Source organism: Pseudomonas sp. AC355 (assembly GCF_979258205.1).
Genome location: NZ_OZ409843.1, coordinates 3,076,197 through 3,101,954 on the forward strand (window position 1 = coordinate 3,076,197; position 25,758 = coordinate 3,101,954).

The following is a 25,758-nucleotide window of genomic DNA, read 5'->3' on the forward strand; positions in this document are numbered from 1 at the left end:
TCAGGATAGCGTCTCAGTGTCATAGTTTGCGCCACCACGGCCGGCTATAATCCAGCCGTATCACCTCAAAGGGACTGCCTCGTGCGACGGCTCAGGATTGCCATAGGTTTACTCGTTAGCCTGCTATTGGCCGGCGCCTGCCTGTCGAGCATGGCAGCGCCATATCAAGCCTCGGCGCCTTATGCCAGCGGCTGGTCGGTCTTCGTCGACGACAGCGCCCAGATGACCCTGGATGACGTGCGCAACCGGCGTAACCAGTTCCTTGCGCTCGATAACCTCGCCTTTACTTACCCCCCCAGCCAGAAAGCCGTCTGGTTGCGTTTCGACGTGCCTGAACACCAAGCACCCTATTGGCTTTGGGTGTTCGCCCCTCGTGTGCAATTGCTTGATTACTACCTGCTGCAGGGCGCGCAGGTTGAGCAAAGCGTACACACCGGTGAATCGATGCCGCTGAGTTCGCGCCCGCTGCCCTCGCGTGCGTACCTGATGTCCCTCCCCAATGACGGGCAGGCGCGGGAGGTCTATGTACGGATGACCTCCAACCACCCGCTGATGGCCTGGTTCAAGGTCATCGACGAGAGCGAACTGGTCAGCCTGGAAAAACCGGCCTACCTGTTTGGCGCACTGCTCGGCGCCCTGCTGCTGGTGGTGGTCTACAACCTGATCCGCTTCGCCTACGCGCGCTCGGTCTGCAGCCTGTGGCTGGCAGGGCTGCACGCAGGCCTGGCAACCTGTGCAGCGGCCAACCTGGGCATGCTCGCGGCCTGGGTGCCAAGCCTCGGTTACAACCAATCACTGATCGCCGATATCAGCGCGTTGATCGCCGCGTTCTGCCTGTCATCGTTCGCCCTCGGTTTCTTCCGCAATACACCGATGCAGCGCAGCAAGCTCAACTGGCTGCTGCAGGGGCATGCGCTGCTGACCCTGGCGCTGGGCCTGACCATTCTGATCACCGGCCTGCTCTGGTACAGCTCGCTGGTGTACCTGACGGTATTCCTCGGCACCTTGTTCGTGCTGCTAGTCAGCGCTGTGCACTGGCATAACGGCTACCAGTCGGCACGGCTGATCGTCAGTGGCATGGTGGTGTTCAACGTTGGCTTCGGCCTCTTCATTCCGATTCTGCTCGGTTTCGATCAGCTCGATCCCGGCTGGCTGGTAACCGGGGTATTCACCATCGCCACCCTCAGCGGCGTGGTACTCAGCGCAGCATTGGCCGAACATCAGCGGCAGTTGCAGCGTGCTGCCTCACGAGCACGCACCGCACTGGCTGCCAATGACGCCGAGCTAAAAGCCAAGGCCGAGTTCCTGGCCAAGATCAGCCACGAGATCCGCACCCCCATGAATGGCGTACTGGGCATGACCGAGCTGCTGCTCGGTACGCCCCTGTCGGCGAAACAGCGCGACTATGTACAAACCATCCACAGTTCCGGCAACGAGCTGCTCAACCTGATCAACGAGATTCTCGACATTTCCAAACTGGAATCCGGGCAGATCGAACTGGATGACGTGCAATTCGACCTCAACGCTCTCACGGAAGACTGCCTGGATATCTTCCGTGCCAAGGCCGAATTGCAAAAAATCGAGCTGATCAGCTTTATTCAGCCACAGGTGCCACGGATCGTCAGCGGTGATCCCACACGCCTGCGCCAGACGTTGCTGAGCCTGCTCGACAATGCCTTCAAGCAGACCAGCGAAGGCGAGATTCTCCTGGTGGTGGCACTCGATACCAGTGGTGAGCAACCACGCCTGCGCTTCGCCGTGCAGGACAGCGGCCACCCACTCAATGCCAGCGAGCGCGACGCATTGCTGAACACCGAACTACAGAGCCGCGATTTTCTGTCGGCTACCCGCATGGGCGGTCGCCTTGGGCTGATCATCGCGCGCCAGTTGATTCGTCTGATGGGCGGGGAGTTCGGCATTCAGAATGGCGGTAACCAGGGGTCGACGCTGTGGTTGACCCTCCCCCTGGACAACGCCCGCCTGCAACAGCCAGGCACTGATATCGACGGTACGCTACAGGGCACCCGCCTACTGGTGGTAGACGACAACGACACCTGCCGCAAAGTGTTGCTGCAGCAGTGCAATGCCTGGGGTATGAACGTCAGCAGCGTGCCATCGGGCAAGGAAGCGCTGGCCCTGCTGCGCACCAAGGCGCACATGCGCGAATACTTCGACGCGGTACTACTCGATCAGGACATGCCCGGCATGAGTGGCATGCAGTTGGCGGCGAAGATCAAGGAAGACCCAAGCCTCAACAACGATATCCTGATCATCATGCTCACCGGCATCAGCCATGCACCGAGCAAGGTCATTGCCCGCAATGCCGGCATCAAGCGCATCCTCGCCAAACCGGTGGCAGGCTACACCCTCAAGGCCACCCTGGCTGACGAACTGGCCCAGCGTCAGCGTGGGCAGAGTGTTCCCATGGCCCTCAGTACCACGCCGCTGAGGGTACCGGAAGATTTTCGCATCCTTGTCGCCGAAGACAACAGCATTTCCACCAAGGTGATTCGCGGCATGCTCGGCAAGCTCAACGTGCAGCCCGATACGGCCAGCAATGGTGAAGAAGCGCTGAGTGCGATGAAAGCGCAGCGCTACGACCTGGTGCTGATGGATTGCGAAATGCCGGTGCTTGATGGCTTCTCCGCAACAGAGCAACTGCGCGCCTGGGAAATTGCCGAACGCCGCCAACGTACTCCGGTGGTTGCATTGACCGCGCATATCCTCAACGAGCACAAGGAACGCGCGCGGCAGGTCGGCATGGACGGTCACATGGCCAAACCAGTAGAGATGTCACAACTGCGCGACCTGATCGAGCACTGGGTCGGCGAACGCCGGGATCAGCCCGAGGACGACACCGTGCCGAATTGAGTGGCCTGCTAGAATCGCGCTTGAACACTGCTGAGCAGGCGCGCCCTACGCGCCGCGACAGCGTCGCCACCGTCACGACGAAGCGCCCATGGATATCAAGCAGCTCAAGTTTCTGATCGCCCTCGACGAGACCCGTCACTTCGGCCAAGCGGCAGCACGCTGCCACATAACGCAGCCGACGTTGTCGATGCGTCTGCGCAAGCTGGAAGACGAGCTAGGCCTGGAACTGGTGCGACGCGGACAGCGCTTCGAAGGTTTCAGCGCCGAAGGTGAACGCATCCTCGCCTGGGCCCGCAGCTTGATGGCGGCTCATGATGGGCTGTACGCAGAAGCAGCCGCCTGCCGTGGGCAACTGGTCGGCACCCTGCGCCTTGGCGTGGTGCCGCTGTCAGGTTTCGATCCGATGGATCTGGTACAGCTATTCGCCGAGCAACATCCAGGGCTGCGCTTCCAGTTGTTCGCCCTGAGCAGCGATCAAATCCTTGAGCGCCTTGGCAGCAATCAGCTCGACCTCGGGCTGTCGTACCTCGACCGTCTCGACCGCGAACATTTCGACAGCCTGGAACTGGCCGCGACACACATGGGGCTGCTGTATGACCGTCGCCATTTTCAGTTCACGGAAACCACCCTGCGCTGGGAAAGCCTGGTCGACCTGCCGCTGGGCCTGCTGTCTGCCGGTATGCACTTTCGCCAGTCGATCGACCACAGCTTCCGCTCACGGGGCCTGACGCCACTGCCGAAGCTGGAAACCGATGCCGTTCACCAGTTGCTGCAGGCCGTCAGCGCCGGCCTGTGCTGCTCGATCATGCCGCTGCGCAATGGCCTTGCCGAATTCACCAACGACTTGGTGCTGACGCCCATCGAGGACGCCCATACCCTGGCGCCACTAGGCCTGATCATGCGCCGCAGCGCACCTCGCTCGGCGCTGGCCGAAGCCTGCTTCGCCGAGGCACGCTCGCTAATCAGTGCATGAGCGGAGGCTCGCCGCTCTCGCTCGGTGGCTGCACGCCGGTTTCACCGCGATCGGCGCGACCGCCCAGGTACCAGCCGAGCAGCCCCCAGATAGCCGCACACAGCGCTCCGATCACCGCGATCAACGCCACGCCGTAACCGAGCATGTCGATCAGGCTCTTGGCCCAACCGCTGACCGCATCACCGCCGCGATAGACCACGGTGTCGATGAAGTTCTTGGCCTTGTACTTGCTCTCGGCATCCAGCGGCGCGAAGAGCATTTCCCGCCCCGGCCGTACGAATGCGTATTCACCGATACGTCGCACGATCATTAGCCCCGCCAGCACGGCGAAGGTGGGTGCCATGGCCAGGGCGAGAAAACCCACGCACATCAGCACCGGCACCGCCGCCAGCAGCGCGCGTACGCCCAGGCGCTGAGCGACCCGCCCGGTGATGAACAACTGGGCCAGTAGCGCACCCGCCTGCACCACAAAGTCGATCAGCCCGAACACCCGCACCTGCTCGTCACGATCCGGGAACAGCTCGGCCACCAGTCGCGCCTGCTCGAAATACAGAAAGGTGGTGACCGTGGCGAGTAGGATGACGAAAGCGGATATCCCCAGCAGGTAGGACGACTGGAACACCCGAGTCATGCCGCTGAACGGATTGCCCGCCACCGGGCGCCGTGGATTTTCCGCCTGGCTGGCGCCCGGTCGACCTGCCCCGGCACGCTCGCGCCAGCCCATCAGGTAATGTTTGAGCGCCAGGGCACCAGCTAGCAGCGATGCAGCCAGCAACGCCAGGCCACTGGCACCGACGGCGCCCACCAGCAGCGCACTGAGCGCCGGACCAGCCAGGCCACCGACGCTGGCACCGGCAGCGATGAAAGCGAACAGCCGCTTAGCCTGCGGTGAGTCGAAGACATCGGCCATCAGGCTCCAGGCCACAGACACCACGAACAGGTTGTAGACCGAGATCCACACGTAGAACACCCGCGCCATCCATAGGTTCTCGGCCATGACGCTGAACGCCACAGCGAAGGCCAGCAGGTTGAGGCAGAAGAAGCCGTAGACCCAGTCGATGAAATGGATGCGTGGCACCCTGGAGTTGAGCCAGGCGAACAGCGGCACGGCCAGCAACATAACCACGAAGGTCGCGGTGAACAGCCACTGCAGGTTCTCCACACCGGCCTGGATGCCCATCGACTCACGGATCGGCCGGAGCATGAAATAGCCGCAGAACAAGCAGAAAAACAGAGCAAAGCCCACCAGAGCCGCTGCCAGCTCACCGGGCTGTGCATTGATCGCGCGGGCCACGCGCTGCGGCAGAGAAAGGGACATGGCAACGCTCTCGGAGTCGAAGCGTTGCAGTATGGCCTACTCGGGCGAGTGGTATTTCGACAGCCGGCTCAACCCGCGCTCAACCAGGCCCTGATCTCGCCGTACGGATAATCCTCCAACGCCGCGAAACCGCTGATCTGCCGGGCCTTGAGGCGGGTGAACAGTGGAACGCTGATGCCGCACAGAAAGCGCGCCAGACATTCGTTACTGGGCAATTCACCACCGCGGGCGCTTTGGTACTTGCTGATGAATGCACCACACAGCGGGTCACGATCACGACCGGCCAGTGGCGCAAGCGATGGGGGCTCGGGCAAGTGGGCGACCTGGCCGCGACAGACAGAACAGTGCCCGCACTGCCGTGGCGCACGCTCGTCACCGAAGTAGACCGCCAGGCGCTGGCTCAGGCACTGCTCACTGGCGAACAGCTCCAGCATGGCCTGGATACGGCGGATTTCACTGCCCTCCTGGGCCAGGAAGTAATCATGCAGCTCGCTGGCCAGGGCCTGCGTGTCGTAGTCCTGCAGCACGGCATAGACATCGGTCATCTGCTTGCTTTCCAGTTCGATCCAGCCGCGCTCCTGGAAGAAGTCCAATGCCTTGACCACCCGCCCCCGCTCCGCCTGGTGACCGCGATACAGGGCATCGAAATCCACCGTGCACCAGGTTCGCGCTCGGGTCGAGGCGTTGACGATGGCCTCGACGAACTGCCGCCGCTCACCTTCGAATCGCGCCAGCAAGGCCTCGGGCTCGATCAGGTACTTGAAGCGGTATTCGGCGAAATACGCATAGCGCGGCGCGATGATGCCGCGCAGCTCCAGCTGTACGAGCAGCGTCTTGAGCGGCAACTGGCGGATATTGCTGTGATCGCTCAGGGCATTGATGGTCATTTCCCACTGCCCGCCACTGGCGTTCGCGCGAATTTCCTCGAGTACCCTGGCTATGCCCTCTTGCTCCGGCGTATCGCCGTAGACGAAGTTCTCCAGCACGTTGAGGCTGTCGCGATTGGCCAGCACCAGGCAATCGGAGGATTCGCCATCGCGGCCTGCCCGGCCGATCTCCTGGCTGTAGTTCTCAACCGACTTGGGCAGGTCGAAATGCACCACGTTGCGAATGTCACGCTTGTCGATGCCCATGCCGAAGGCGATGGTCGCGACGATGCAGCTCAGTTCGCCGGCCATGAATCGACGCTGGATCGCCTCACGGATCTCATGCCCCATACCGGCATGGTAGGCACTGACGGACAGACCCTGCTGACTGAGCTGCTCGGCCACCTGCTCAGCGGTTTTCTGCTGGGTGACGTAGACGATGCTCGGCTCTCCCCGCTTGGCGCCCAGCCACTGCTGAAGGCGCCTTTGCTTGTCACGGCCCGCCACGGGCTCGACCAGCAGGTTCAGGTTGGCGCGGTAGAAACCGGTGGTGACCACATCATCGGCGGCAATGGCGAACTTCTTCTGCATATCGGCAATCACCGGCGGCGTGGCCGTGGCGGTGAGCAGTAGCACCTGGGCAATACCGAACTGACGCTGGTAATCCGGTAGTTTCAGGTAGTCCGGGCGAAAGTTGTGGCCCCACTCGGAGATACAGTGAGCCTCGTCGACCACCAACAGCGAGATCGGCACATCGGCGATGAAGTTTCGGAACCGCTCGTTTTTCAGGCGCTCGACCGAAATCATCAGGATCTTCAGCTCACCGGACTTGGCCTTGGCCATGGTTTCGCTGACCTGCTCGCGGCTCTGCGCCGAATCGATGCTGGCCGCACTGATACCGTGTCGATGCAGAAAAGCGAGCTGGTCCTGCATCAGCGCCAACAGCGGCGAGATCACCACGGTCAGGTGCGGCAAATGCAATGCCGGCAACTGGTAGCACAGCGACTTACCCGAGCCGGTGGGGAAGATCGCCGCCGCCGAGCGCCCGGCGAGTACGGCGCTGATCACCGCTTCCTGGCCGGGACGCAGCTGGCTGAAACCGAAGACACGTTCGAGGGTGCTGGGCATGCGCTGTCACTCCGTTGACCGCTGAATGGCCAATAACCGTAACCTGTGTGGAAGGACTTTTACAGGGCGCAATCGCCTGCCCTGCTGAAAGCCTTGCGGCATAAATGACAAAGCCGCCCGAAGGCGGCTTTGTCGAACACGGCGCGAGCTTAGAGCTGCGGGCCGGCCTTCTTGATGGCATCGCTGACATCGAACTTGGTGAAGTTGTCGATGAACAGCTTGGCCAGGCCTTTGGCGGCCTCGTCGTAGGCGTTCTGGTCAGCCCAGGTGTTGCGCGGGTTGAGCAGGTTGGTCTCGACGCCTGGAACGGCCTTCGGCACGCTCAGGTTGATAATCGGCAGTTGCTCGGTTTCGGTACCAATCAGCGCGCCGCTCTGGATCGCTGCGATCACGCCACGCGTGGTCGGGATGTTGAAACGCTTGCCGACGCCGTAGCCACCGCCAGTCCAACCGGTGTTAACCAGATAGACCTTGGAGCCGAACGCCTGGATGCGCTTGATCAGCAGCTCGGCGTAAACGCCAGCAGGGCGCGGGAAGAACGGCGCGCCGAAGCAGGTGGAGAAGGTCGACTTGATGCCAGGCCCGAACCCATTTCGGTAGAACCGACCAGGGCGGTGTAACCGGACAGGAAGTGATAGGCCGCCTGCTCTTCGTTGAGGATCGACACCGGTGGCAGCACGCCAGTCAGGTCGCAGGTCAGGAAGATCACTGCATTCGGCTCGCCACCGAGGTTCTTCTCGCTGCGCTTCTCGACGAACTCCAGCGGGTAGGCGGCGCGGCTGTTCTGGGTCAGGCTGTCGTCGGTGTAATCCGGCGCGCGCTGCTCGTCGAGCACCACGTTCTCCAGCACGGTGCCGAACTTGATGGCTTTCCAGATGACCGGCTCGTTCTTCTCGGACAGGTCGATGCACTTGGCATAGCAACCGCCTTCGATGTTGAACACCACGCCAGTGCCCCAGCCGTGCTCGTCGTCACCGATCAGGTAACGGCTCTCATCAGCGGATAAGGTGGTCTTGCCAGTGCCGGACAGGCCGAAGAACAGGGTCACGTCGCCTTCTTCGCCGATGTTGGCAGCGCAGTGCATCGGCAGCACGTCGGCAGCCGGCAGCAGGAAGTTCTGCACGCTGAACATGGCTTTCTTCATTTCACCGGCGTAACGCATGCCAGCGATCAGCACCTTCTTCTGAGCGAAGTTGATGATCACGCAACCGTCGGAGTTGGTGCCGTCACGCTCAGGCACGCATTCGAAGTTGGCAACGTTAAGTACTTGCCATTCCTGCTTGGCGGACGGGTTGTACTGGGTCGGTTCGATGAACAGCTGACGGCCGAAGAGGTTCTGCCAGGCGGTGGCAGTGGTCATCTTGACGGGCAGGTAGTGAGCTTCGGCGGAACCTACATGAACGTGGGAAACGAAGCTGTCCTGGGCGTCGGAAAACGCCTGGACACGATCCCACAGGGCGTCGAACTTGTCGGCTGGGAACTTGCGGTTGATCGGGCCCCAGCCGATGTCGGCCGAAGTGCTCGGCTCATCGACGATGAAGCGATCGACCGGAGAACGCCCGGTACGGTGGCCGGTGCGTACAACCAGAGCACCAGTGGACGCCAGTTCGCCCTCACCGCGACGAAGGGCTTCTTCGACCAGTTGAGCGGTGCTGATGTCGGTGTACACAGCGTTATTGGCTTGCGTCATGTGAGTCCCCGTCGGCCAACGGCCGAGTCTTCCAAACGTTTTGTAGCCCTGCCAGAGCAGGACTACAGCTAAAAAAGTGCGCGGATTATGCCAGAAAAGCGGGCGGCGAGTGCAGCCCCCAATCAGAACATCCTGCGCGTTGCTGGCAGCTCTCAGTGACGGGTGTCAGAAGGGCTGCTGACTGCCACCACCGGCAAACAGCTGAGCGATGTCAGTGGCATCAAACCCATAGCGCTCGTTGCAGAATTGGCAGTCGACTTCCACGCGGCCGTGATGCTCGCTGAGCAAGAGCTCGGCATCGGCCTGCCCTAAACTGACCAGCGCTTTGGCTGAGCGTTCACGAGAGCAGCTACAACCGAACTGCAGGAGGCGCGGATCGAACAGTCGAACCGACTCCTGATGGTAGAGACGATGCAGCAGGGTTTCGTTGTCCAACCCCAGCAGTTCCTCGCTCTGCAGGGTGTCAGCGAGGATCACCAGTTGCTCCCAACTGGCAGCGCGCTCTTCGTCATCGGTAAGGCGATCGGCCGGCAGTTGCTGCAACAGGAACCCGCGGGCACGCAGGCCGTCGGCACACAACCAGAAGCGCGTGGCCAGTTGCTCGGAAGTGGCGAAATAGCTGGTCAGGCAGTCGGCCAGGGTGTCACCGTCCAGAGCGACAATGCCCTGATAACGCTGCCCCTGCTTTGGATCCACGGTCATGGCCATCACGCCTTCGGGCATCAGTTGCGCCAGGCCGTCATCATCGGTAATGCGCTCAGCTTCATAGCGGGCGATGCCACGCAGCTCGCCATCACTGGAACACTCCACCATCAGCAGCGGCACCGGGCCTTCCGAACGTATCTGCAGTACCAGCAAACCGTCGAACTTCAGCGTACCGACCAGCAAAGACGCAGCCGCCAGCAATTCACCGAGCAATTGCGCCACTGGCCGGGGGTACTCATGCTTGGCCAGCACCTGCTGGTAGCTGCCAGACAGCCCGACCAATTCACCGCGCACATCGGTATCGTCGAAAAGAAAGCGTTGGGTGAAGTCGGACATAACGGATCGCCTGCTCAAAGATGCGTAGCAGACCAGGGGACGGCGCCACTGGCCTGGAGGCCGGCAATTTTAGGCGCAAACGCGGCGCCGACCAAGCTGAATGCGAAGAACGGCTGAGGTGCGCCCCGCTGAACGAAGGCTGAACGAGAGCCTGAAAGGCACCAAGGCGGCGCCCAGGCTGCCTAGAATCGGCGGTTTTCCTCGAAAGCCCTTCCGCCATGCACCTCAGTTTAAATGCCCAATGGCGCCCTCGCGCCCTGATCATCAGCCATCTGCTTATCGTCCTCCTGTTCGCCAGTTGGCTATGGCCGGTGACTCGTATTTACTGGAATCAGTTCGATCTGTGGCTGTTCCACCTGCTCAACGACCCGGTACATGCCGGCGGCATGTGGGCGCACATCTGGGCCATCGGCAGCATGCGCCCGGTAGACGCGGGTGTGGGCCTGGTGATGCTAGCAATCATGCTGCGCGCCGGCCTGGTATTTCCGGCCGCCCAGGTACGCACTGGGCTGTATGCGTTTCTGGTGGCGCTGACTGTCATGCTGCTGATGCGTGTGCTGTTCGCCGATCTGGTCGAGTACATGGGCTGGCAGCACGCCAGCCCCTCGCTGCTGGTGGAAGGCAGCGCGCGACTCACCGAAATGTTCCCGGCCTGGGAAGAACGCTGGGATCTGAAGGACAGCGCCAGCCGCAGCTTCCCCGGTGATCACGCCTCGGTGCTGATGATCTGGGCAATATTCTGCAGCCTCTTCGTCAGCGGCTGGCGTCGGGCATTGGTCTGGGCGGTCGCGCTAATCGGCTCGATGCCGCGCCTGGTCGCCGGGGCCCACTGGGGTGCGGACGCCTTGGTCGGCGGCGTGCTGCTCAGCGTCCTGGGAATCGCCTGGAGTTGCTACACCCCGCTGGCCTTCCGCGCCAGCGCGGCAATAGAGCGTGTGACGCTGCCGCTGATGCGCAGCCTGGCAAGAGTGCCATTGCTGGGATCGTTCAGCGTGATCAGCGCGCGCTGACCCCGACTACTCCACCCAATCGCCGGAGCCGCCGCGCAGGTAGAAAAGCTGCCGGCGCTGCTTCTTGCTGGGCCGCCCATCGGTTTGCACGCCCAAGGCGCCAGCCTTGCGCTGCTCCGCGGCCAACTCGCGCCGCACGATGCTCTCGCCGGTCTCGGCATACAGCGTCTGGGCCTCTGGTGCGCCGCGGCGCACCACGGAGAGCGCCTGCACGGTCACCGTACGCTCCTCATAACCGGTGCGAATCACATACTCCTCGCCTACTTTCGGCTCCTTGCCCGGCTTGCAACGCTCGCCACGGCAATGCACCTTGCCGCCTTCGATCGCCGCCTTGGCCAGCGCACGCGTCTTGAAGAAGCGCGCGGCCCACAGCCACTTGTCCAAACGTACCTTGTCATCGGCATCCTGCTTTGCCACCATCACCTCACTGTAGATTGAATTGCCATCACAATTTTGCTGCCACATCAGCCTGTCCATATTGTCATACGGATACAAGCATTGATCGTGCAACCGCTATATCGGAGCAGCAGTGACCCATTTTCCCAGCGATCTCACCCATCCCGAAAAATGTCGCGGCTGCCAGAGTAGTCCGCAGCTGGATTTCGACTTCAACTTCGCCTTCCAGCCCATCGTCGACATCCGCACTCGGCAGGTGTTCGCCCATGAAGCACTGGTTCGCGGCACGGCAGGTGAAGGTGCGCTAAGCATTCTGGAACGCGTCAACGACGACAACCGCTACCGTTTCGACCAGCGCTGCCGTACCCAGGCGATTGCCGAAGCGACGCAATTAGGCATGGACACTTATCTGTCGATCAACTTCCTGCCCAATGCCGTGTACCGCCCCGAGTTATGCATCCGCAGCACTCTGGAAGCGGCTCGCCAACATAATTTCCCGCTGGATCGGCTGATTTTCGAGACGCTGGAAAGCGATCACATGCGCGACAGCAAGCACCTGACCCATATCCTGCGTCAGTATCAGGAGTTCGGTTTCAAGACCGCCATCGACGACTTCGGCGCCGGGCATTCAGGCCTTACCCTGCTTGCCGACTTTCAGCCTGATCTGATCAAGCTGGACATGGCGCTGATGCGCGGTGTCGATCAGGACAAGGCGCGCCAGGCCATCGTGCGCGGCATCATCGCCATTTGCCGTGACCTGAACATCCAGGTGATCGCCGAAGGGATAGAGACGCCAGGAGAGCGGGACTTCTTGGCCGCCAGCGGGATTGATCTGATGCAAGGTTACCTGTTCGCCAAGCCACTGTTCAAAGGCCTACCGGCAATCGCAGAGGCAGCCTGGCCGGCGACGGATTAGACTCGCTGACAGGCGCGCAAAGCGGCTCATTTCAGTACCATAAGCGCCTCATTGCCGACCTCAGCCGCTACGGAATTCCTGCTTGAAAACATTCGACCACCTCAACGTGATCGGCCTGCGCGAATGGGTCAACTTGCCGGAACTGGGCATCATCGGCCTGCGCGCCAAGATTGATACCGGCGCCAGCACCTCGAGCCTGCATGCCAGCGATATCCAGCCATTCGAACGCGACGGCGAACGCTGGGTGCGGTTCACTGCCTATATCGGCACTCAGGTGCAGCGTCGTCATCGTTGCGAAGCGCGTCTGGTCGCCTACAAGAGCATCAAAAGCTCCAATGGTCTGGCGCAGAGCCGTTACGTAATTCGCACTAGTTTGATGTTGGGCGATCTACAGTGGCCGGTGGAGTTCACCCTGGCCAGCCGCAAGACCATGCGCTACCGCATGTTGCTGGGCTCCAAAGCGCTGATCGAGGGCCAACTGGTGGTCAATCCGGCGCTCACTTATGTACAAGACAAACCCGTGCTTCCCGACCCGAGCGGTGCCCAATGAAAATCGCTGTGCTGTCGCGCAACCCGCGCCTGTATTCCACCCGCCGCCTGGTCGAAGCCGGGCAGCAGCGCGGCCATGAAATGGTGGTGATCGACACCCTTCGGGCCTACATGAACATCGCCAGCCACAAGCCGCAGATCCACTACCGCGGCAAGCCGCTGGAGGGCTTCGACGCGGTAATCCCGCGCATCGGCGCCTCGGTGACCTTCTACGGCTGCGCGGTACTGCGCCAGTTCGAGATGATGGGCGTGGTACCACTCAACGAATCGGTGGCCATCGCCCGCTCGCGAGACAAACTGCGCTCGTTGCAGCTACTGTCGCGCCGCGGCATCGGCTTGCCAGTGACCGGCTTCGCCCACTCGCCGGACGACATCCCCGACCTGATCGACATGGTCAACGGCGCACCGCTGGTGATCAAAGTGCTGGAAGGCACCCAGGGCATCGGCGTGGTGCTTTGCGAGACGGAGAAGGCGGCCGAGTCGGTGATCGAGGCCTTCATGGGCCTCAAACAGAACATCATGGTGCAGGAATACATCAAGGAAGCCGGCGGCGCTGACATCCGCTGTTTCGTGGTCGGAGACAAGGTCATCGCGGCAATGAAGCGTCAGGCCAAGCCCGGTGAATTCCGCTCCAACCTGCACCGCGGCGGCACCGCCAGCCTGATCAAGATCACCCCGGAAGAACGCATGACCGCCATCCGCGCCGCCAAGGTCATGGGGCTGTCGGTAGCGGGGGTCGATATCCTGCGCTCCAACCACGGCCCGCTGGTGATGGAGGTGAACTCCTCGCCCGGCCTGGAAGGTATCGAAGTGACCACCGGCAAGGACGTCGCCGGGATGATCATCCAGTTCCTGGAGAAGAACGGCGGCCCCAACCTGACGCGAACCAAGGGTAAAGGATGAGTAAACCATTCGCAGGCCGCCTGGCGCTGATCGCTCCCGCCTCGGCCATCGCCGACGACGTATTCGAAGCGACCTTGGCGCAGCTCGAGGTGCAGGGCATCGACTACCACCTGGGCCGCAATGCGCGCGCCCGCCATCGCTACCTGGCCGGCACGCCTGCGCAGCGTCTGGATGACCTTCACGAAGCGTTCAGCCTGCCGGATATCGACGCCGTATGGTGCCTGCGCGGCGGCTACGGCTGCGCGCAATTGCTGCCAGGGGTCGACTGGACGCTGCTGCAGAAAGCCAGCCCGCGCCCGCTGATCGGCTATTCCGACCTGTCGCTGCTGCTCGATGCCTTCGGCAATAATGGGCTGCCCGCCATTCACGGCCCGGTCACTACTGCGCTTGGTCTGCAGACGCTATCCGCACCGAGCGGCCAGCGCGAGCGCCTGGCCTCCATGCGCTCGCTATGGGATCTGTTGCAAGGCCGTAGCCATTCACTGCCGGTGCGCCATATCAGCGGCCCGCAATCTGCCGTTGAAGGCTCGCTGGTTGGCGGCAACCTCACCGCACTGGCCAGCGGCTGTGGCACCGTCGCTGGCATGCAACTGCCCAACGATGCCATCCTCATTCTCGAAGACGTCGGCGAGCCCTACTACCGCCTGGAGCGCAGTTTCTGGCAGCTGTTCGAAAGCTTCGGCGAGCGGCGCCCGGCAGCGATATGCCTGGGCAGCTTCACCGACTGCCCGCGACGCGGTGTGCAGCACAGCATCGAGGAAATCATCGGTGAGTACCTTGCGCCGTTCGATATTCCGCTATACGGCAACTTGCCCAGCGGCCACGGCGATCTCAATCTTGCCTGGCCCTACCGCCGCCAGGCGCGCCTGCAGGGCGCGAGTCTTGCCTGGTAACGCGGCCTAGGGAAGCACCCGCAACGGCGTGTCCAGCCTGGCCAGAAAGTCCGCTTCGACCACTGGCCTGCCCAACAGGTAGCCCTGGCCGAACTCACAGCCCAGCGCCTTGAGGTGCTCGAGCTGCTCAGCCGTCTCGATGCCTTCGGCTACGCATTCCAGATCAAGATTACGGGCGATCATCAGGATGGTTTCGACCAGCATCACGTTGCTACCGGCATCACCATTACCGAGATCCTGGGTAAAGCTGCGGTCTATTTTCAACCGATCCAGCGGCAACCGCTTGAGATACGTGAGCGATGAGTAGCCGGTACCAAAATCGTCGATGGAGAAGCGCACACCCAACACCTTGAGCGCCTGCATATTGGCGATGCACTGCTCGACATCCTCGAGCAGAACACCCTCGGTAAGCTCCAGTTCCAGCGCTGCGGCAGGCACTGCATAGCGTTGCAGGCAACCGCTGACCCGAGCAACACAACCTCGACTGCGCAGCTCACGCGGGCTGAGGTTAACCGCCAGCACCAATTGTGGTCGCTCCGGCAACCAGCGCTGCAGGGTTGCACAGGCCTGCTCCAGCACCCAGTTGCCGATGTCCTGAATCAGCCCGGTTTCCTCGGCCAGGGGGATGAACTGACCCGGCATTATCTCGCCACGTTCAGGGTGCGCCCAACGCACCAGCACTTCGGCGCCGATGACACTGCCATCGGTGAGTCGCAGCTGTGGTTGGAACGCCAGGTACAGCTGGTTGCGCGAGATCGCCTGGCGCAACTCACCCTGCAGCTGCAACCGCTGATCGATGGCAGCCTGCATTTCCGGTGCAAAGAAATGCAGGGCATTGCGGCCTGCCTGCTTGGCCCGATACATGGCGGTATCCGCCTGTTTCAGTACATCAGCGGCGTTCTGTGCGCCGAATGGATGCAGGGCAATACCGATACTGGCGCTGACCGACAATTCATGACCGTCGATCAGGCAGGGTGCCTCAAGGCTCTTGAGCAACCTCTCCGCCGTCAGGGCTGCCTGCTCACCTGCCAGTTGAGCATTGGCATCCAGTGCTTCGAGCAGCACGACGAACTCATCCCCTCCCATTCGCGCCAGCGTGTCTTCAGGACGCAACTGGCTGGCCAAACGCGTCGTGACCTCACGCAACAGACTGTCCCCCACCAGATGGCCGAGGCTATCGTTGACGTTTTTGAAATGATCGAGATCGATAAACAACAAGGCGCCCAGGCTGCCCTCACGCATTTCACGATCCATGGCGTGCTGCAGGCGATCGAGCAGCAGACGGCGATTGGGTAACCCTGTCAGCTCATCACTGTAAGCCAGGCGTTCGATTTCCCGCTGATAGCGCTGGCGCTCCGATATATCAGAGATGCTACAGCGAATCAGCACCGGCTCGCCCGGCAGACGTACCAGGCGTACTTCACAAGGAAAATGGCGCCCACTGCTGTCGCGGTGCGTCCATTCGAACACCGGTGCATCACCCTGCAGGGCAGCCTCGACATACCCTTTGCCGGCCTGGGCCGACAGCGCCCCGCTAGGCTGCCGCAGGGGGCTCAATTCGAAGGGCAGGCGGCGGAGCAGATCTTCGCGGCGACAGGCGAACATGCGCAGGGCGTTCTCGTTGAAATCGACCATTCCACCATCCTCGGTGTACAGCAAGATGGCTTCTGGGGCATGTTCGACGATGGTGCGATAGCGCGCTTCGGCCTCGAAGCGCGCACTGATGTCCTCGACCAGCAGCAGGAACATGCTGATGGCACCGTTGCCACGCCGCACGGCGCGCAAGTTGAGCCGCGTCTGTACTTCGCTGCCATCGGGGCGCAGGAAACGCCGGTCACGCTCGAAGCCTTCCCGGCTACATTGCAGCACATCATCGAGCAGCAATTGTTCGATCTCAAGATCATCAGCGACGCTGATACTTTCCCAGTTGCAGTCCAATAACTGCTCACGGCTGCGCCCGAGAATGCTGCACAGCTTGAGGTTGACCTCTTCCCAGCCAAACGTAGGCGTGATCAACGCCATGCCGATCAGAGGCGCCTCGAAGAACAACCGCAGGCGATCATCGCGCTCGCGCAACTGCTGCTCAGTACGGCGCCGCGCAGTGATGTCCTGAACGGCGCCATACAGACGAACCAATTGCGTACCATCTCTCTCAGCAGCACCACGCAGGCGAATCCAGCGTGTCTTGCCAAGAAAGGTGGTCACTCGTACTTCGAGGTCGAAACGCTCACCGCCCTCGATCATCTCCTGCAGGGTTCGATAAACCAACGCCTGCCCGGTGGCATCGAACCGGCTCACCGATTCGTCGAAGGTAAGCGCTGCCTTTCGCGGATCCAATTCATAGATCGTGAAGCAGCCAGCACTCCAGTACATGCTCATATCGTGCATGTTGAGCACCCAACCGCCGATATTGGCCAGGTCTTCTGTCTGGCTGAACAGGTGGCTCTGCTGAAGCAGCTCCTCACGCTGACGAGTTACCTCCTGGGCCAACTGCTCACGGGCACTGACATCCTGCTGCATGACGATGAAATGACTGAGCCCCGACTCATCATGCATCGGCGCCAGAATCACCTCACTCCAGAACGGCTGACCGTCCTTGCGCTGCAGGTGCAGCACCGCATTACCCGGGGTGCCACGGCGGATAGCCGTTTCCAACACCCGCATCTCGTCATGTCGCCGGTCATCGCGCAGCAACCGGCGCAGGCTTAGCCCCAGGCTGCCTTGCACATCACGACCGGTAATCCGCTCGAACGACGGGTTGCAGTAGATCAGCGGTAAATCTTCGCGCCTGGCATCGGCGATCACCACCCCGAGCGGGCTGGCGTCAAGCGCTAGGTTGGCCAACGCAAGCTGTTGCTGCATCGCTGCGCTACGGACGAGCGCCAGGCGCAGATCACTGAGGCTACGCCCCACCAACATGGCCGCCAGGGTAAACAGCAGAATGCTGAAGTGCAGCTCCAGCCGCTGCGGCTCGATCCAGCTGGCATTGGAAGCCACGCCATGAAACCAGGGCAGTGCGAGAATGCTCAGCACGCTCATCGCGGCACCGCACAAAGCACCGGCAAAGCCCCACACCAGCGCCAGGCTCAGCATGACCAAGCCAATCAACGGCAGCTTCAGGGGCAGCGGCAGAAACTCCAGAAGAACCGGCAAACAGATCAGCAAGACCACAAGCAGTGACTTGGATGGCACCAAGCGCAGCACCTCGGGCACGCGCAGCAGCGGCACCAGAATGCCTTCAACGTGCATCAACCAGCCACGACGACGCAACCACGGGGTAACGTAGGTCAGCAGCGGAATCGAGATAACCAGCGCGGTCAGGCTATCGGCCAGCCACATAGTGAGTGCCACCTGCGGCGCCGCATAGGCGGATAGGCTGCCCAACAGTAACAATGTGCCCAACAATGACAAGCACGTCAGCGCCGCAGGTAGCAATACGCCCAGCAGGATGAAGCGCAGCAAATGGCTGATATCTGGCAAGGCCGCATCGAATGGCCGCCAGCGCAACAGCAGATAACAGAACGCAACGCCCATTGTCTCCGGTAGTGCATGCACGGGAGCCCAGTGCCAATCGAGCCCCCATAGGGGCACACAGAGCATCGCATTGACGTAAAGCGCAAACAGCACGCGCGGCCCCCACCAGAGCGTCAGCACCAAACCCAGGGCAAAAGGCAGATACAGGATTGCTATGCCACCCTCGAACTGGGTGGTTAGGGAAAGCAGAGTGGCCAGGTGGAGCGCCGGGAGCGGCAACCACCATGTCCAGAACGGCAGGCGCTCGGAAGTGGGGGGCATGCAGACCTCATATCGATACGCCAGTACAGCATAAATCAGCCAGCGTGCACTGGGCAGCTGCCTGCCTCGAAATAAAGCCTAGCCGAGAATCACGCTGCGTCGCGCGGCAGCAGCAGCCCCAATGGCAGGCATATCCGCGCCTCCAGGCCACCGCCAATGCGGTTGCGCAGCTCGACGCTCCCTCCATGTAATGAGGCAATGCGCTTGACGATAGCCAGACCAAGTCCAGCCCCTTGGCCACCGCGCGCACGGTCACCGCGTATGAACGGGTTGACGATGTTGCCAAGCTCGCTCGGGTCGATGCCGTTGCCGCGATCCATCACGCTGAGCACCACATAGGGTGCACTGTGGTCATCGGCCACCGAGAGAACGATTTCCACGGCACTGCCGCCATAGCGCAGGGCGTTTTCGATCAGGTTGACGATCAGCCGCTTGATCGAGACTCGGCGCAACGGGAATGCGGGCACCGCTTCCAGAAACAGGCTCACCTGCTCCTGTTTCTGGTTGTAAGGGGCCACCACTTCGCGGATAAGCTCGGGCAGATTCAACTCTTCCACCGGTTCGTCTCGACCATCGCGGATAAAGGCCAGGAACTGATCGAGGATGGCATCCATATCCTCGATATCACGCACCATGTCGTCGGTCAGTTCGGAGTCGTTATTGAGGAATTCCAACGACAGACGCAAGCGCGTCAAGGGCGTACGCAGATCATGGGAAACACCGGCCAACATCAGTTCCCGCTCGCGGGCCGCCTGTTCGACATCCTCGGCCATCTGATTGAAGGCCCGATAGACCTCGGTCATCTCGCTTGGCGTATCACTGACTGGCAAGCGCACACTGCGTCCCTGGCCAAACTGCCGGGCGGCGAATACCAGGCGCTTGAGTGGCGCGCTGAGCTGGCGCACGAAAATCCAGGCGGCCGCAGTAGAAAGCAAGCCGATACCGAGGAACCAACCCAGTACGCTCCAGATACGCTGACCGCGCAGCGGATGGGGATAGAGCGGCACGCGCAGCCAGTCATCGCCCAGCGTCGGCGCGTGCACCCACAAGGCAGGCGGGCTCTTGGCACGCACGCGGGTTTCAGTATCAGGGCCAAGCTCGGACTGCATCTGCCGCTGGAAGATCTCGCTGTAGGGCCAGTGCTCCTCGCTGGCTGGCACCTCGGTGCGCGGCACCCGCTTGAGGCCAGCAGCCTCGGCAATATTGGCCCGATCCTCGGGATTAGCCGCCCAATAGGCGCGTAGCGTCAATGCGGCACCGTGGCTGTACTGACGGTCGACCAGCACGTCCTCGTTCATCATCAGATAAACCAGGGTCAGCGCTTTGGAAAACAGCACGACGATCAGCACCAACCAGAGGGTGCGCGAGAAGAAGCTTTGCGGGAACCACAGTGGGGCTTTCATGGAGAACACACAATCCGTAGGTGTCAGCTAACTGGCGATCAGGGTGCAAGGATCGCCAGCAAGCTGGCTCCTAGATAGGTTTTGCCGTACGAACTGTTACTTGTTGCCGTCCGGCACGAACACGTAGCCCACGCCCCAGACGGTCTGGATATACCGTGGTTTGGAAGGATCCGGCTCGATCAACCGGCGCAAACGGGAAATCTGCACGTCGATGGAACGCTCCAGCGCATCCCACTCACGACCGCGCGCCAGGTTCATCAACTTGTCACGGGTCAGCGGCTCGCGGGCGTGTTGCACCAGCGCCTTGAGCACGGCGAACTCACCGGTGGTGAGCATGTGTACCTCTTCGCCCTTCTTCAACTCTCGGGTCGCCAGGGACAGTTCATAGTCACCGAAAGTGACGCTCTCGTCCTCGCTGCCCGGTGCGCCCGGTACCACCGGTGCCTGACGACGCAGCACGGCCTTGATCCGCGCCAGCAGCTCACGCGGGTTGAATGGTTTGGCTAGGTAATCGTCGGCACCCAGTTCCAGGCCCTGGATACGGCTGCTCTCGTCGCCCTTGGCGGTGAGCATGATGATCGGCACCTGATTGTTCGAGGCGCGCAGGCGGCGGCAGGCGCTCAGGCCATCTTCGCCGGGTAGCATCAGGTCGAGAACCACCAGATTGAACAGTTCGCGCGACAGTAGTCGATCCATCTGCTCGACATTCTCCACCGCACGTACGCGATAGCCTTGCTCGTCGAAGAAACGCTCGAGCAAACGCCGCAGACGGGCATCGTCGTCGACAATCAGGATTTTCTCACCTTCGACCGGTTGTGCTGCAGTGCTGCTCATAGGGGCTCCTTGATCGAGAATCCGCGACGCGACGCGCCCGACTTCAACGCGGCATTATGGCTCAGAGGCCGTATAGACCACGTATTGTCCATTGTTAGCAGATTTTTCGCTGCCCTTGGCGCACTTAACTGACTTTCACAGTCTGACAGCAGCTTGTGGCGTGGCATGCGCGCCTTCATGCATGGCTATAATGCGCCGCTTTATCATCCGGCCAATCATGAGCGAGGCCGGTTTTCGTCGTTTCAGGGTGGATTCTTCTTTCTATGCTCAGCATCAACAACCGTATCGCCGAAGAACTGGGCGTACGCCCGCAACAGGTCGCCGCTGCCGTCGCACTGCTCGACGAAGGCTCCACCGTGCCGTTCATCGCACGCTACCGTAAGGAAATTACTGGCAGTCTCGACGATACCCAGCTGCGTAATCTGGAAGAACGGCTGCGCTACCTGCGCGAACTCGACGAGCGTCGCGCCAGCATCCTCGCCAGCATCGAGGAGCAGGGCAAGCTTACCCCCGAGCTGACCCGTGAAATCAACCTCGCCGATACCAAGACCCGCCTCGAAGACCTTTACCTGCCCTACAAGCAGAAACGTCGCACCAAGGGCCAGATCGCGCTGGAGGCCGGCCTCGGCGAGTTGGCAGACGCACTGTTCAATGACCAGAACCTGACCCCGGAAACCGAGGCGGTGCGTTTTATCGATGCCGAGAAAGGCTTCGCCGACACCAAGGCAGTGCTCGAGGGCGCCAAGTACATCCTCATGGAGCGTTTTGCCGAGGACGCCAGCCTGCTCACTAACCTGCGCGGCTTCCTCAAGGACAACGCCACCCTCAGCGCCCGCGTGATTGCCGGCAAGGAAGCGGAAGGCGCCAAGTTCCGTGACTACTTCGAGCATGACGAGAAGCTCAAGGGCGCCCCTTCACACCGCGCCCTGGCGATTTTCCGTGGCCGCAACGAGGGCATCCTCAGCGCCAGCCTCAAAGTTGGCGAAGAACTACCAGGCACCCTGCATCCGTGCGAGGGCATGATCGCCGAGCGTTTCGGCATTTCCAACCAGGGTCGCGCCGCCGACAAATGGCTGGGCGAAGTGGTGCGCTGGACCTGGAAGGTCAAACTCTACACGCACCTGGAAACCGACCTGCTGGGCGAACTACGCGAAGGCGCCGAGCACGAAGCCATCAGCGTTTTTGCCCGTAACCTGCACGACCTGCTGCTGGCCGCACCGGCCGGCCCGCGCGCCACCCTGGGCCTCGACCCGGGCCTGCGCACCGGCTGCAAAGTGGCCGTGGTCGACGCCACCGGCAAGGTACTGGATACCGCAACCGTCTACCCCCACGTGCCGCGTAACGACTGGGACGGCACCCTCAACGTGCTGGCCAAACTGTGCGCCAAGCACGGTGTCGATCTGATCGCCATCGGTAACGGCACCGCCAGCCGCGAGACAGACAAATTAGCCATCGAGCTGATCAAGAAATATCCAGGCCTGAAGATGACCAAGATCATGGTCAGCGAAGCCGGAGCGTCGGTGTATTCGGCTTCGGAACTGGCTGCCAAGGAATTCCCGGATCTCGACGTTTCCCTGCGTGGCGCCGTGTCCATCGCTCGCCGTCTACAGGATCCGCTGGCCGAACTGGTGAAGATCGACCCGAAATCCATCGGCGTGGGCCAGTACCAGCACGACGTTTCGCAGCTCAAGCTGGCGCGCAGCCTGGACGCCGTGGTCGAGGACTGCGTGAACGCCGTTGGCGTAGACGTGAACACCGCCTCTAGCGCACTGCTTGCGCGCATCTCCGGCCTCAACGCGACCCTCGCCCAGAACATCGTTGCCCACCGCGATACCCACGGTGCCTTCAAGACCCGTGACGCGCTGAAGAAAGTCCCACGCCTCGGCGATAAAACCTTCGAACAGGCCGCGGGTTTCCTGCGCGTGATGAACGGTGACAACCCGCTGGACGCCTCGGCAGTGCACCCGGAAACCTACCCGCTGGTGCAACGCATTGCCGTCGATACCGGCCGTGATATCCGCTCACTGATCGGTGATGGTGGGTTTCTCAAGCGCCTGGATGCGAAAAAATTCACCGACGAGACGTTCGGTCTGGTAACTGTCGGCGACATCCTCAGCGAACTGGAAAAACCTGGCCGCGACCCGCGTCCCGAATTCAAGACTGCCGAGTTCCAGGAAGGCGTGGAAACCCTCAAGGATCTCGAGCTGGGGATGATCCTCGAAGGCGTTGTGACCAACGTGACCAACTTCGGCGCCTTCGTCGATATTGGCGTCCATCAGGACGGCTTGGTACACATTTCGGCGCTGTCCGAGAAGTTCATCAAGGATCCGCACGAGGCGGTCAAGGCCGGCGACGTGGTCAAGGTCAAGGTCATGGAAGTGGACATCCCGCGCAACCGCATTGCTCTGTCGATGCGCATGGGCGACACCCCCGGCGAGAAAGTCGAGGGCCCACGTGGTGGCGCTCGCCAGGGTGGCGGCAAAGGCGGCCAGGCACCGCGCAGTGAGCGTCACTCCGGCCAGGAAAAGCCTGCACCGGCCAATGCCGCCATGGCCTCGCTATTCGCCAATGCCAAGCAACTGAGGAAGTGATCCGTGAACGAATCCTTGGAAGAAATCGGCAAGAGCAGCGCCTTCGGGCGCCTGCTTGGCCTGCAGATCGTCAAAGCCCAAGCCGGCGAAGCGGTGATCAAGCTGAGCATGCACGACGGCCTGCGCAACCTGCACGGCAAGCTGCACGGTGGCGCTCTTTTCTCACTGATCGACACCGCCATGGGCCAGGCCAGCCACAGTCTCAGTGACGGCGAGCCGACCAGCGTCACTCTGGAGTGCAAGGTCAACTACATCCGTGGGGTTACCGAGGGTGAGCTGAGCTGCCGCGCCTGGGTGGTGCACGCGGGGCGCCGCACCCAGGTGATCGAGGCAGAGGTGCATCAGCACGACAAGCTGGTCGCCAAGGCTCAGGCCACCTTCGCCTGCCTGTAAGTGAGCCGCCGTTAAAGCTGGCTCTGCCTGCCAACAGCCTGCAGAACCGGCAGGTCGGCCCGAACCCCACGCCGGGCAGTAGCCCTTCGCCAGAGCGCCTTGCAGCGTTAGAATGCACACTCTATTTCGCCAGACGACCAACGTCAGCAATCCGCCCCTTGTAGAGTGCAGAATCCACCCCCATATTGGGGCGACCGCTGCGTGAAGGAATGCAATCTTGAGCGACCTGTTCTCCCGCCGTCTGGCACTGCTCGGTGAGCACGCCAACCTTTCCCTGCTTTCCCAGTGCCTGCACGGCATCGAGCGCGAGTGCCTGCGCGTCGATAGTGAAGGCGAGCTGGCGCTGAGCGAACATCCGGTCGCCCTCGGCTCGGCGCTCACCAACGCACAGATCACTACGGATTACTCCGAGTCGCTGCTCGAGTTCATCACCTCGACCGCCGTCGACCCGAGCGACACGCTGGACGAGCTCGACCTCATCCACCGTTTCGTCTACAGCAAACTCGACGGCGAATACCTGTGGAGCCCGTCGATGCCCGGCCCGCTGCCGGACGAAGAGACCATTCCGATCGCCCGCTATGGCCACTCCCATATCGGCCAGCTCAAGTACGTCTACCGCAAAGGGCTGGCCTTGCGTTACGGCAAAACCATGCAGTGTATCGCTGGCATTCACTACAACTTCTCCCTACCGGAGCAGTTGTGGGCTGTGCTACAGGAGGCCGAGGGCGACACGCGCAGTGCCCGCGACTATCAGTCGTCGCGCTACATCGCGCTGATCCGCAACTTCCGCCGCTACAGCTGGCTGTTGATGTACCTGTTTGGCGCGTCACCGGCACTGGACAAGAACTTCATGCGTGGCCGTGCCCACCAGTTGCAGGAACTCGACGCCGACACGCTGTACCTGCCCTACGCCACCAGCCTGCGCATGAGCGACCTGGGTTATCAGAGCGAGGCCCAGGCCGGGCTGACGCCCTGTTACAACGACCTGGCCAGCTACACCGACAGCCTGCGCCAGGCGGTCGGCACGCCCTACCCGCCCTACGTCGATATCGGCACCAAGAAGGACGGTGACTGGCTGCAGCTCAACACCAATATTCTGCAGATCGAAAACGAGTACTACTCCAACATCCGCCCGAAGCGGGTGACCTACAGCGGCGAGCGACCGATCCAGGCACTCATGGCCCGCGGCGTTCAATACGTGGAAGCTCGCTGCCTGGACATCAACCCGTTCCTGCCGTTGGGCATCGACCTCGCCGAATCGCGTTTCCTCGACGCTTTCCTGCTGTTTTGCGCCCTCCAAGAGAGCCCGCAGTTGAGCAATGGCGAGTGCGGCAACTGCTCCGACAACTTCCTCAAGGTGGTCAAGGAAGGTCGCCGTCCCGGCCTGCACCTGCATCGCCAAGGCGGGCCGGTGGTGCTGCAGAGCTGGGCTCATGAGCTGCTCGACGGTATCGAAGCGATCACCCGGCTGCTCGACAGCAGCCAGGGTGGCGAAGCCCACGCCAGCGCCCTGCAGGCGCAGCGCGCGAAAATCGATGACGCTAGCCTGACGCCATCGGCACAGGTGCTGGCAGAACTGCAGAAAGGTGAAAGCTTTTCGGCCTTCTCCCTGCGCCAGAGCAAACGTCACGCCGAACACTTCCGCGCACAGCCGCTGAGCGCCGAGCAACAGGCCGAATTCGAGCAGGCGGCGCAACGTTCGCTGCAAGAGCAGGCTGAGCTGGAGGTGCATGAGGATGGTAACTTCGACAGCTTCGCAGCTGCCTATCAGGCCAGCATTCTGGCGCTGGCGGTATGAGGAACTGACGGGCCGCTCACGCCAACCCCGTCACAAAAAAAGCCAACGGTCATAAATCCGAGACCAGCGGCCCGTTTCTATCGGATGGATTTGGCTAGCATTGATTGCAGGCACTCAATGCGAACCCATCTCATGACCCACAGCGAAAAAGACCAGCACTGGAGCCTGGAGAGCCTTACCAAGGCCTACCAACAAGGCTACATGGCTGGCCTGGCAGGCCACTCCTCAGACGCACAGCCCTTCGCTGACAGCGTCCCCGCTGCCGCCTGGGAAGCCGGCTGGGTCGACGGAGAGGGCCAACGCCGACTCAGCGCAGAGAAGATCAACCGCGCCGCACCCAATCCCTCTTTCACCAAAAAACGCGCCTGACTCGAACCCCAAAGCTGCCAT

Annotated in this window: 17 protein-coding genes and 2 pseudogenes; 11 read left to right on the forward strand and 8 right to left on the reverse strand. The window is 61.7% G+C overall.

Annotated features, from left to right (window positions below):
• Nucleotides 1-81: 81 nt before the first annotated feature.
• Both ACZ0AI_RS14590 and ACZ0AI_RS14595 read left to right on the forward strand, forming a co-directional pair.
• Complete coding sequence (locus tag ACZ0AI_RS14590; RefSeq protein ID WP_463562484.1) at nucleotides 82-2,871, forward strand: hybrid sensor histidine kinase/response regulator; 2,790 nt, start codon at nucleotides 82-84, stop codon at nucleotides 2,869-2,871.
• Between the two features lie 88 nt (nucleotides 2,872-2,959).
• Nucleotides 2,960-3,844, forward strand: coding sequence for a LysR family transcriptional regulator (locus ACZ0AI_RS14595; protein ID WP_463562485.1), 885 nt, complete (start codon nucleotides 2,960-2,962; stop codon nucleotides 3,842-3,844).
• Here ACZ0AI_RS14595 and ACZ0AI_RS14600 read toward each other — a convergent pair.
• The 4 genes and pseudogenes from ACZ0AI_RS14600 to hslO all read right to left on the reverse strand — a co-directional run bounded on the left by ACZ0AI_RS14600 (nucleotide 3,834) and on the right by hslO (nucleotide 9,887).
• Entirely contained in the window at nucleotides 3,834-5,162 is a 1,329-nt protein-coding gene (locus tag ACZ0AI_RS14600) for an NTP/NDP exchange transporter (RefSeq protein ID WP_463562486.1), read from the reverse strand. The two genes, ACZ0AI_RS14595 and ACZ0AI_RS14600, sit on opposite strands and share 11 nt — an antisense overlap.
• Before the next feature lie 68 nt (nucleotides 5,163-5,230).
• Entirely contained in the window at nucleotides 5,231-7,156 is a 1,926-nt protein-coding gene (locus ACZ0AI_RS14605; protein WP_463562487.1) for a RecQ family ATP-dependent DNA helicase, read from the reverse strand.
• A gap of 149 nt (nucleotides 7,157-7,305) precedes the next feature.
• Nucleotides 7,306-8,846 (reverse strand): annotated as a pseudogene (locus ACZ0AI_RS14610) (phosphoenolpyruvate carboxykinase).
• Between the two features lie 152 nt (nucleotides 8,847-8,998).
• A pseudogene (gene hslO, locus ACZ0AI_RS14615) lies at nucleotides 8,999-9,887 on the reverse strand (Hsp33 family molecular chaperone HslO).
• A 218-nt stretch (nucleotides 9,888-10,105) separates the two neighbouring features.
• Here hslO and ACZ0AI_RS14620 point away from each other — a divergent pair.
• Nucleotides 10,106-10,897 carry a phosphatase PAP2 family protein gene (locus ACZ0AI_RS14620; protein ID WP_463562490.1) on the forward strand — a complete coding sequence of 264 codons (792 nt, stop codon included), beginning with the start codon at nucleotides 10,106-10,108 and terminating at the stop codon, nucleotides 10,895-10,897.
• Between the two features lie 6 nt (nucleotides 10,898-10,903).
• Here the strand turns inward: ACZ0AI_RS14620 and ACZ0AI_RS14625 are convergent, their stop codons facing one another.
• On the reverse strand, nucleotides 10,904-11,317 hold the full coding sequence (locus tag ACZ0AI_RS14625) for an RNA-binding S4 domain-containing protein (RefSeq protein ID WP_463565943.1): 414 nt from the start codon (nucleotides 11,315-11,317) through the stop codon (nucleotides 10,904-10,906).
• 109 nt (nucleotides 11,318-11,426) lie between these two features.
• On the opposite strand from ACZ0AI_RS14625, the gene rimA reads away from it, so the two are divergent.
• The 4 genes from rimA to ACZ0AI_RS14645 all read left to right on the forward strand — a co-directional run bounded on the left by rimA (nucleotide 11,427) and on the right by ACZ0AI_RS14645 (nucleotide 14,554).
• On the forward strand, nucleotides 11,427-12,209 hold the full coding sequence (rimA, locus tag ACZ0AI_RS14630; RefSeq protein WP_463562491.1) for a S6 modification regulatory phosphodiesterase RimA: 783 nt from the start codon (nucleotides 11,427-11,429) through the stop codon (nucleotides 12,207-12,209).
• A gap of 82 nt (nucleotides 12,210-12,291) precedes the next feature.
• Nucleotides 12,292-12,759 (forward strand): retropepsin-like aspartic endopeptidase RimB, encoded by a 468-nt coding sequence (gene rimB, locus ACZ0AI_RS14635; protein WP_442963975.1) that lies wholly within the window; start codon nucleotides 12,292-12,294, stop codon nucleotides 12,757-12,759.
• On the forward strand, nucleotides 12,756-13,661 hold the full coding sequence (rimK, locus tag ACZ0AI_RS14640; protein ID WP_042554499.1) for a 30S ribosomal protein S6--L-glutamate ligase: 906 nt from the start codon (nucleotides 12,756-12,758) through the stop codon (nucleotides 13,659-13,661). The genes rimB and rimK overlap by 4 nt, the downstream gene beginning before the upstream one ends.
• Nucleotides 13,658-14,554 (forward strand): S66 peptidase family protein, encoded by an 897-nt coding sequence (locus ACZ0AI_RS14645; RefSeq protein WP_463562492.1) that lies wholly within the window; start codon nucleotides 13,658-13,660, stop codon nucleotides 14,552-14,554. Before rimK ends, ACZ0AI_RS14645 begins: the two co-directional genes overlap by 4 nt.
• 6 nt (nucleotides 14,555-14,560) lie before the next feature.
• Here ACZ0AI_RS14645 and ACZ0AI_RS14650 read toward each other — a convergent pair whose 3' ends face one another.
• From ACZ0AI_RS14650 to ompR, 3 genes are all read right to left on the reverse strand, one after another.
• Nucleotides 14,561-18,349 carry a bifunctional diguanylate cyclase/phosphodiesterase gene (locus ACZ0AI_RS14650; RefSeq protein ID WP_463562493.1) on the reverse strand — a complete coding sequence of 1,263 codons (3,789 nt, stop codon included), beginning with the start codon at nucleotides 18,347-18,349 and terminating at the stop codon, nucleotides 14,561-14,563.
• A gap of 89 nt (nucleotides 18,350-18,438) precedes the next feature.
• Entirely contained in the window at nucleotides 18,439-19,752 is a 1,314-nt protein-coding gene (locus ACZ0AI_RS14655) for an ATP-binding protein (protein ID WP_463562494.1), read from the reverse strand.
• A 96-nt stretch (nucleotides 19,753-19,848) separates the two neighbouring features.
• Entirely contained in the window at nucleotides 19,849-20,586 is a 738-nt protein-coding gene (gene ompR, locus ACZ0AI_RS14660; RefSeq protein WP_131180899.1) for an osmolarity response regulator transcription factor OmpR, read from the reverse strand.
• A gap of 263 nt (nucleotides 20,587-20,849) precedes the next feature.
• On the opposite strand from ompR, the gene ACZ0AI_RS14665 reads away from it, so the two are divergent.
• The 4 genes from ACZ0AI_RS14665 (at nucleotide 20,850) to rmf (ending at nucleotide 25,737) form a co-directional block, all read left to right on the forward strand.
• Nucleotides 20,850-23,177, forward strand: coding sequence for a Tex family protein (locus tag ACZ0AI_RS14665; RefSeq protein WP_463566153.1), 2,328 nt, complete (start codon nucleotides 20,850-20,852; stop codon nucleotides 23,175-23,177).
• Nucleotides 23,178-23,180: 3 nt separating this feature from the next.
• On the forward strand, nucleotides 23,181-23,570 hold the full coding sequence (locus tag ACZ0AI_RS14670; RefSeq protein WP_463562495.1) for a PaaI family thioesterase: 390 nt from the start codon (nucleotides 23,181-23,183) through the stop codon (nucleotides 23,568-23,570).
• Nucleotides 23,571-23,787: 217 nt separating this feature from the next.
• The gene (gene gshA, locus ACZ0AI_RS14675) at nucleotides 23,788-25,368 is read left to right on the forward strand and encodes a glutamate--cysteine ligase (RefSeq protein ID WP_463562496.1); all 1,581 of its coding nucleotides are present in this window, start codon (nucleotides 23,788-23,790) and stop codon (nucleotides 25,366-25,368) included.
• A 132-nt stretch (nucleotides 25,369-25,500) separates the two neighbouring features.
• Nucleotides 25,501-25,737 (forward strand): ribosome modulation factor, encoded by a 237-nt coding sequence (gene rmf / locus ACZ0AI_RS14680; protein ID WP_463562497.1) that lies wholly within the window; start codon nucleotides 25,501-25,503, stop codon nucleotides 25,735-25,737.
• Nucleotides 25,738-25,758 lie beyond the last annotated feature (21 nt).

What these genes read in the sequence shown, in the direction of transcription:
- ompR (WP_131180899.1), bottom strand. Translation starts at nt 20,586, where the DNA reads ATGAGCAGCACTGCAGCACAACCGGTCGAAGGTGAGAAAATCCTGATT.
- ACZ0AI_RS14605 (WP_463562487.1), bottom strand. Translation starts at nt 7,156, where the DNA reads ATGCCCAGCACCCTCGAACGTGTCTTCGGTTTCAGCCAGCTGCGTCCC.
- ACZ0AI_RS14665 (WP_463566153.1), top strand. Translation starts at nt 20,850, where the DNA reads ATGCTCAGCATCAACAACCGTATCGCCGAAGAACTGGGCGTACGCCCG.
- rimK (WP_042554499.1), top strand. Translation starts at nt 12,756, where the DNA reads ATGAAAATCGCTGTGCTGTCGCGCAACCCGCGCCTGTATTCCACCCGC.
- ACZ0AI_RS14650 (WP_463562493.1), bottom strand. Translation starts at nt 18,349, where the DNA reads ATGCCCCCCACTTCCGAGCGCCTGCCGTTCTGGACATGGTGGTTGCCG.
- ACZ0AI_RS14655 (WP_463562494.1), bottom strand. Translation starts at nt 19,752, where the DNA reads ATGAAAGCCCCACTGTGGTTCCCGCAAAGCTTCTTCTCGCGCACCCTC.
- rmf (WP_463562497.1), top strand. Translation starts at nt 25,501, where the DNA reads ATGACCCACAGCGAAAAAGACCAGCACTGGAGCCTGGAGAGCCTTACC.
- ACZ0AI_RS14620 (WP_463562490.1), top strand. Translation starts at nt 10,106, where the DNA reads ATGCACCTCAGTTTAAATGCCCAATGGCGCCCTCGCGCCCTGATCATC.
- ACZ0AI_RS14625 (WP_463565943.1), bottom strand. Translation starts at nt 11,317, where the DNA reads ATGGTGGCAAAGCAGGATGCCGATGACAAGGTACGTTTGGACAAGTGG.
- ACZ0AI_RS14645 (WP_463562492.1), top strand. Translation starts at nt 13,658, where the DNA reads ATGAGTAAACCATTCGCAGGCCGCCTGGCGCTGATCGCTCCCGCCTCG.
- ACZ0AI_RS14595 (WP_463562485.1), top strand. Translation starts at nt 2,960, where the DNA reads ATGGATATCAAGCAGCTCAAGTTTCTGATCGCCCTCGACGAGACCCGT.
- ACZ0AI_RS14600 (WP_463562486.1), bottom strand. Translation starts at nt 5,162, where the DNA reads ATGTCCCTTTCTCTGCCGCAGCGCGTGGCCCGCGCGATCAATGCACAG.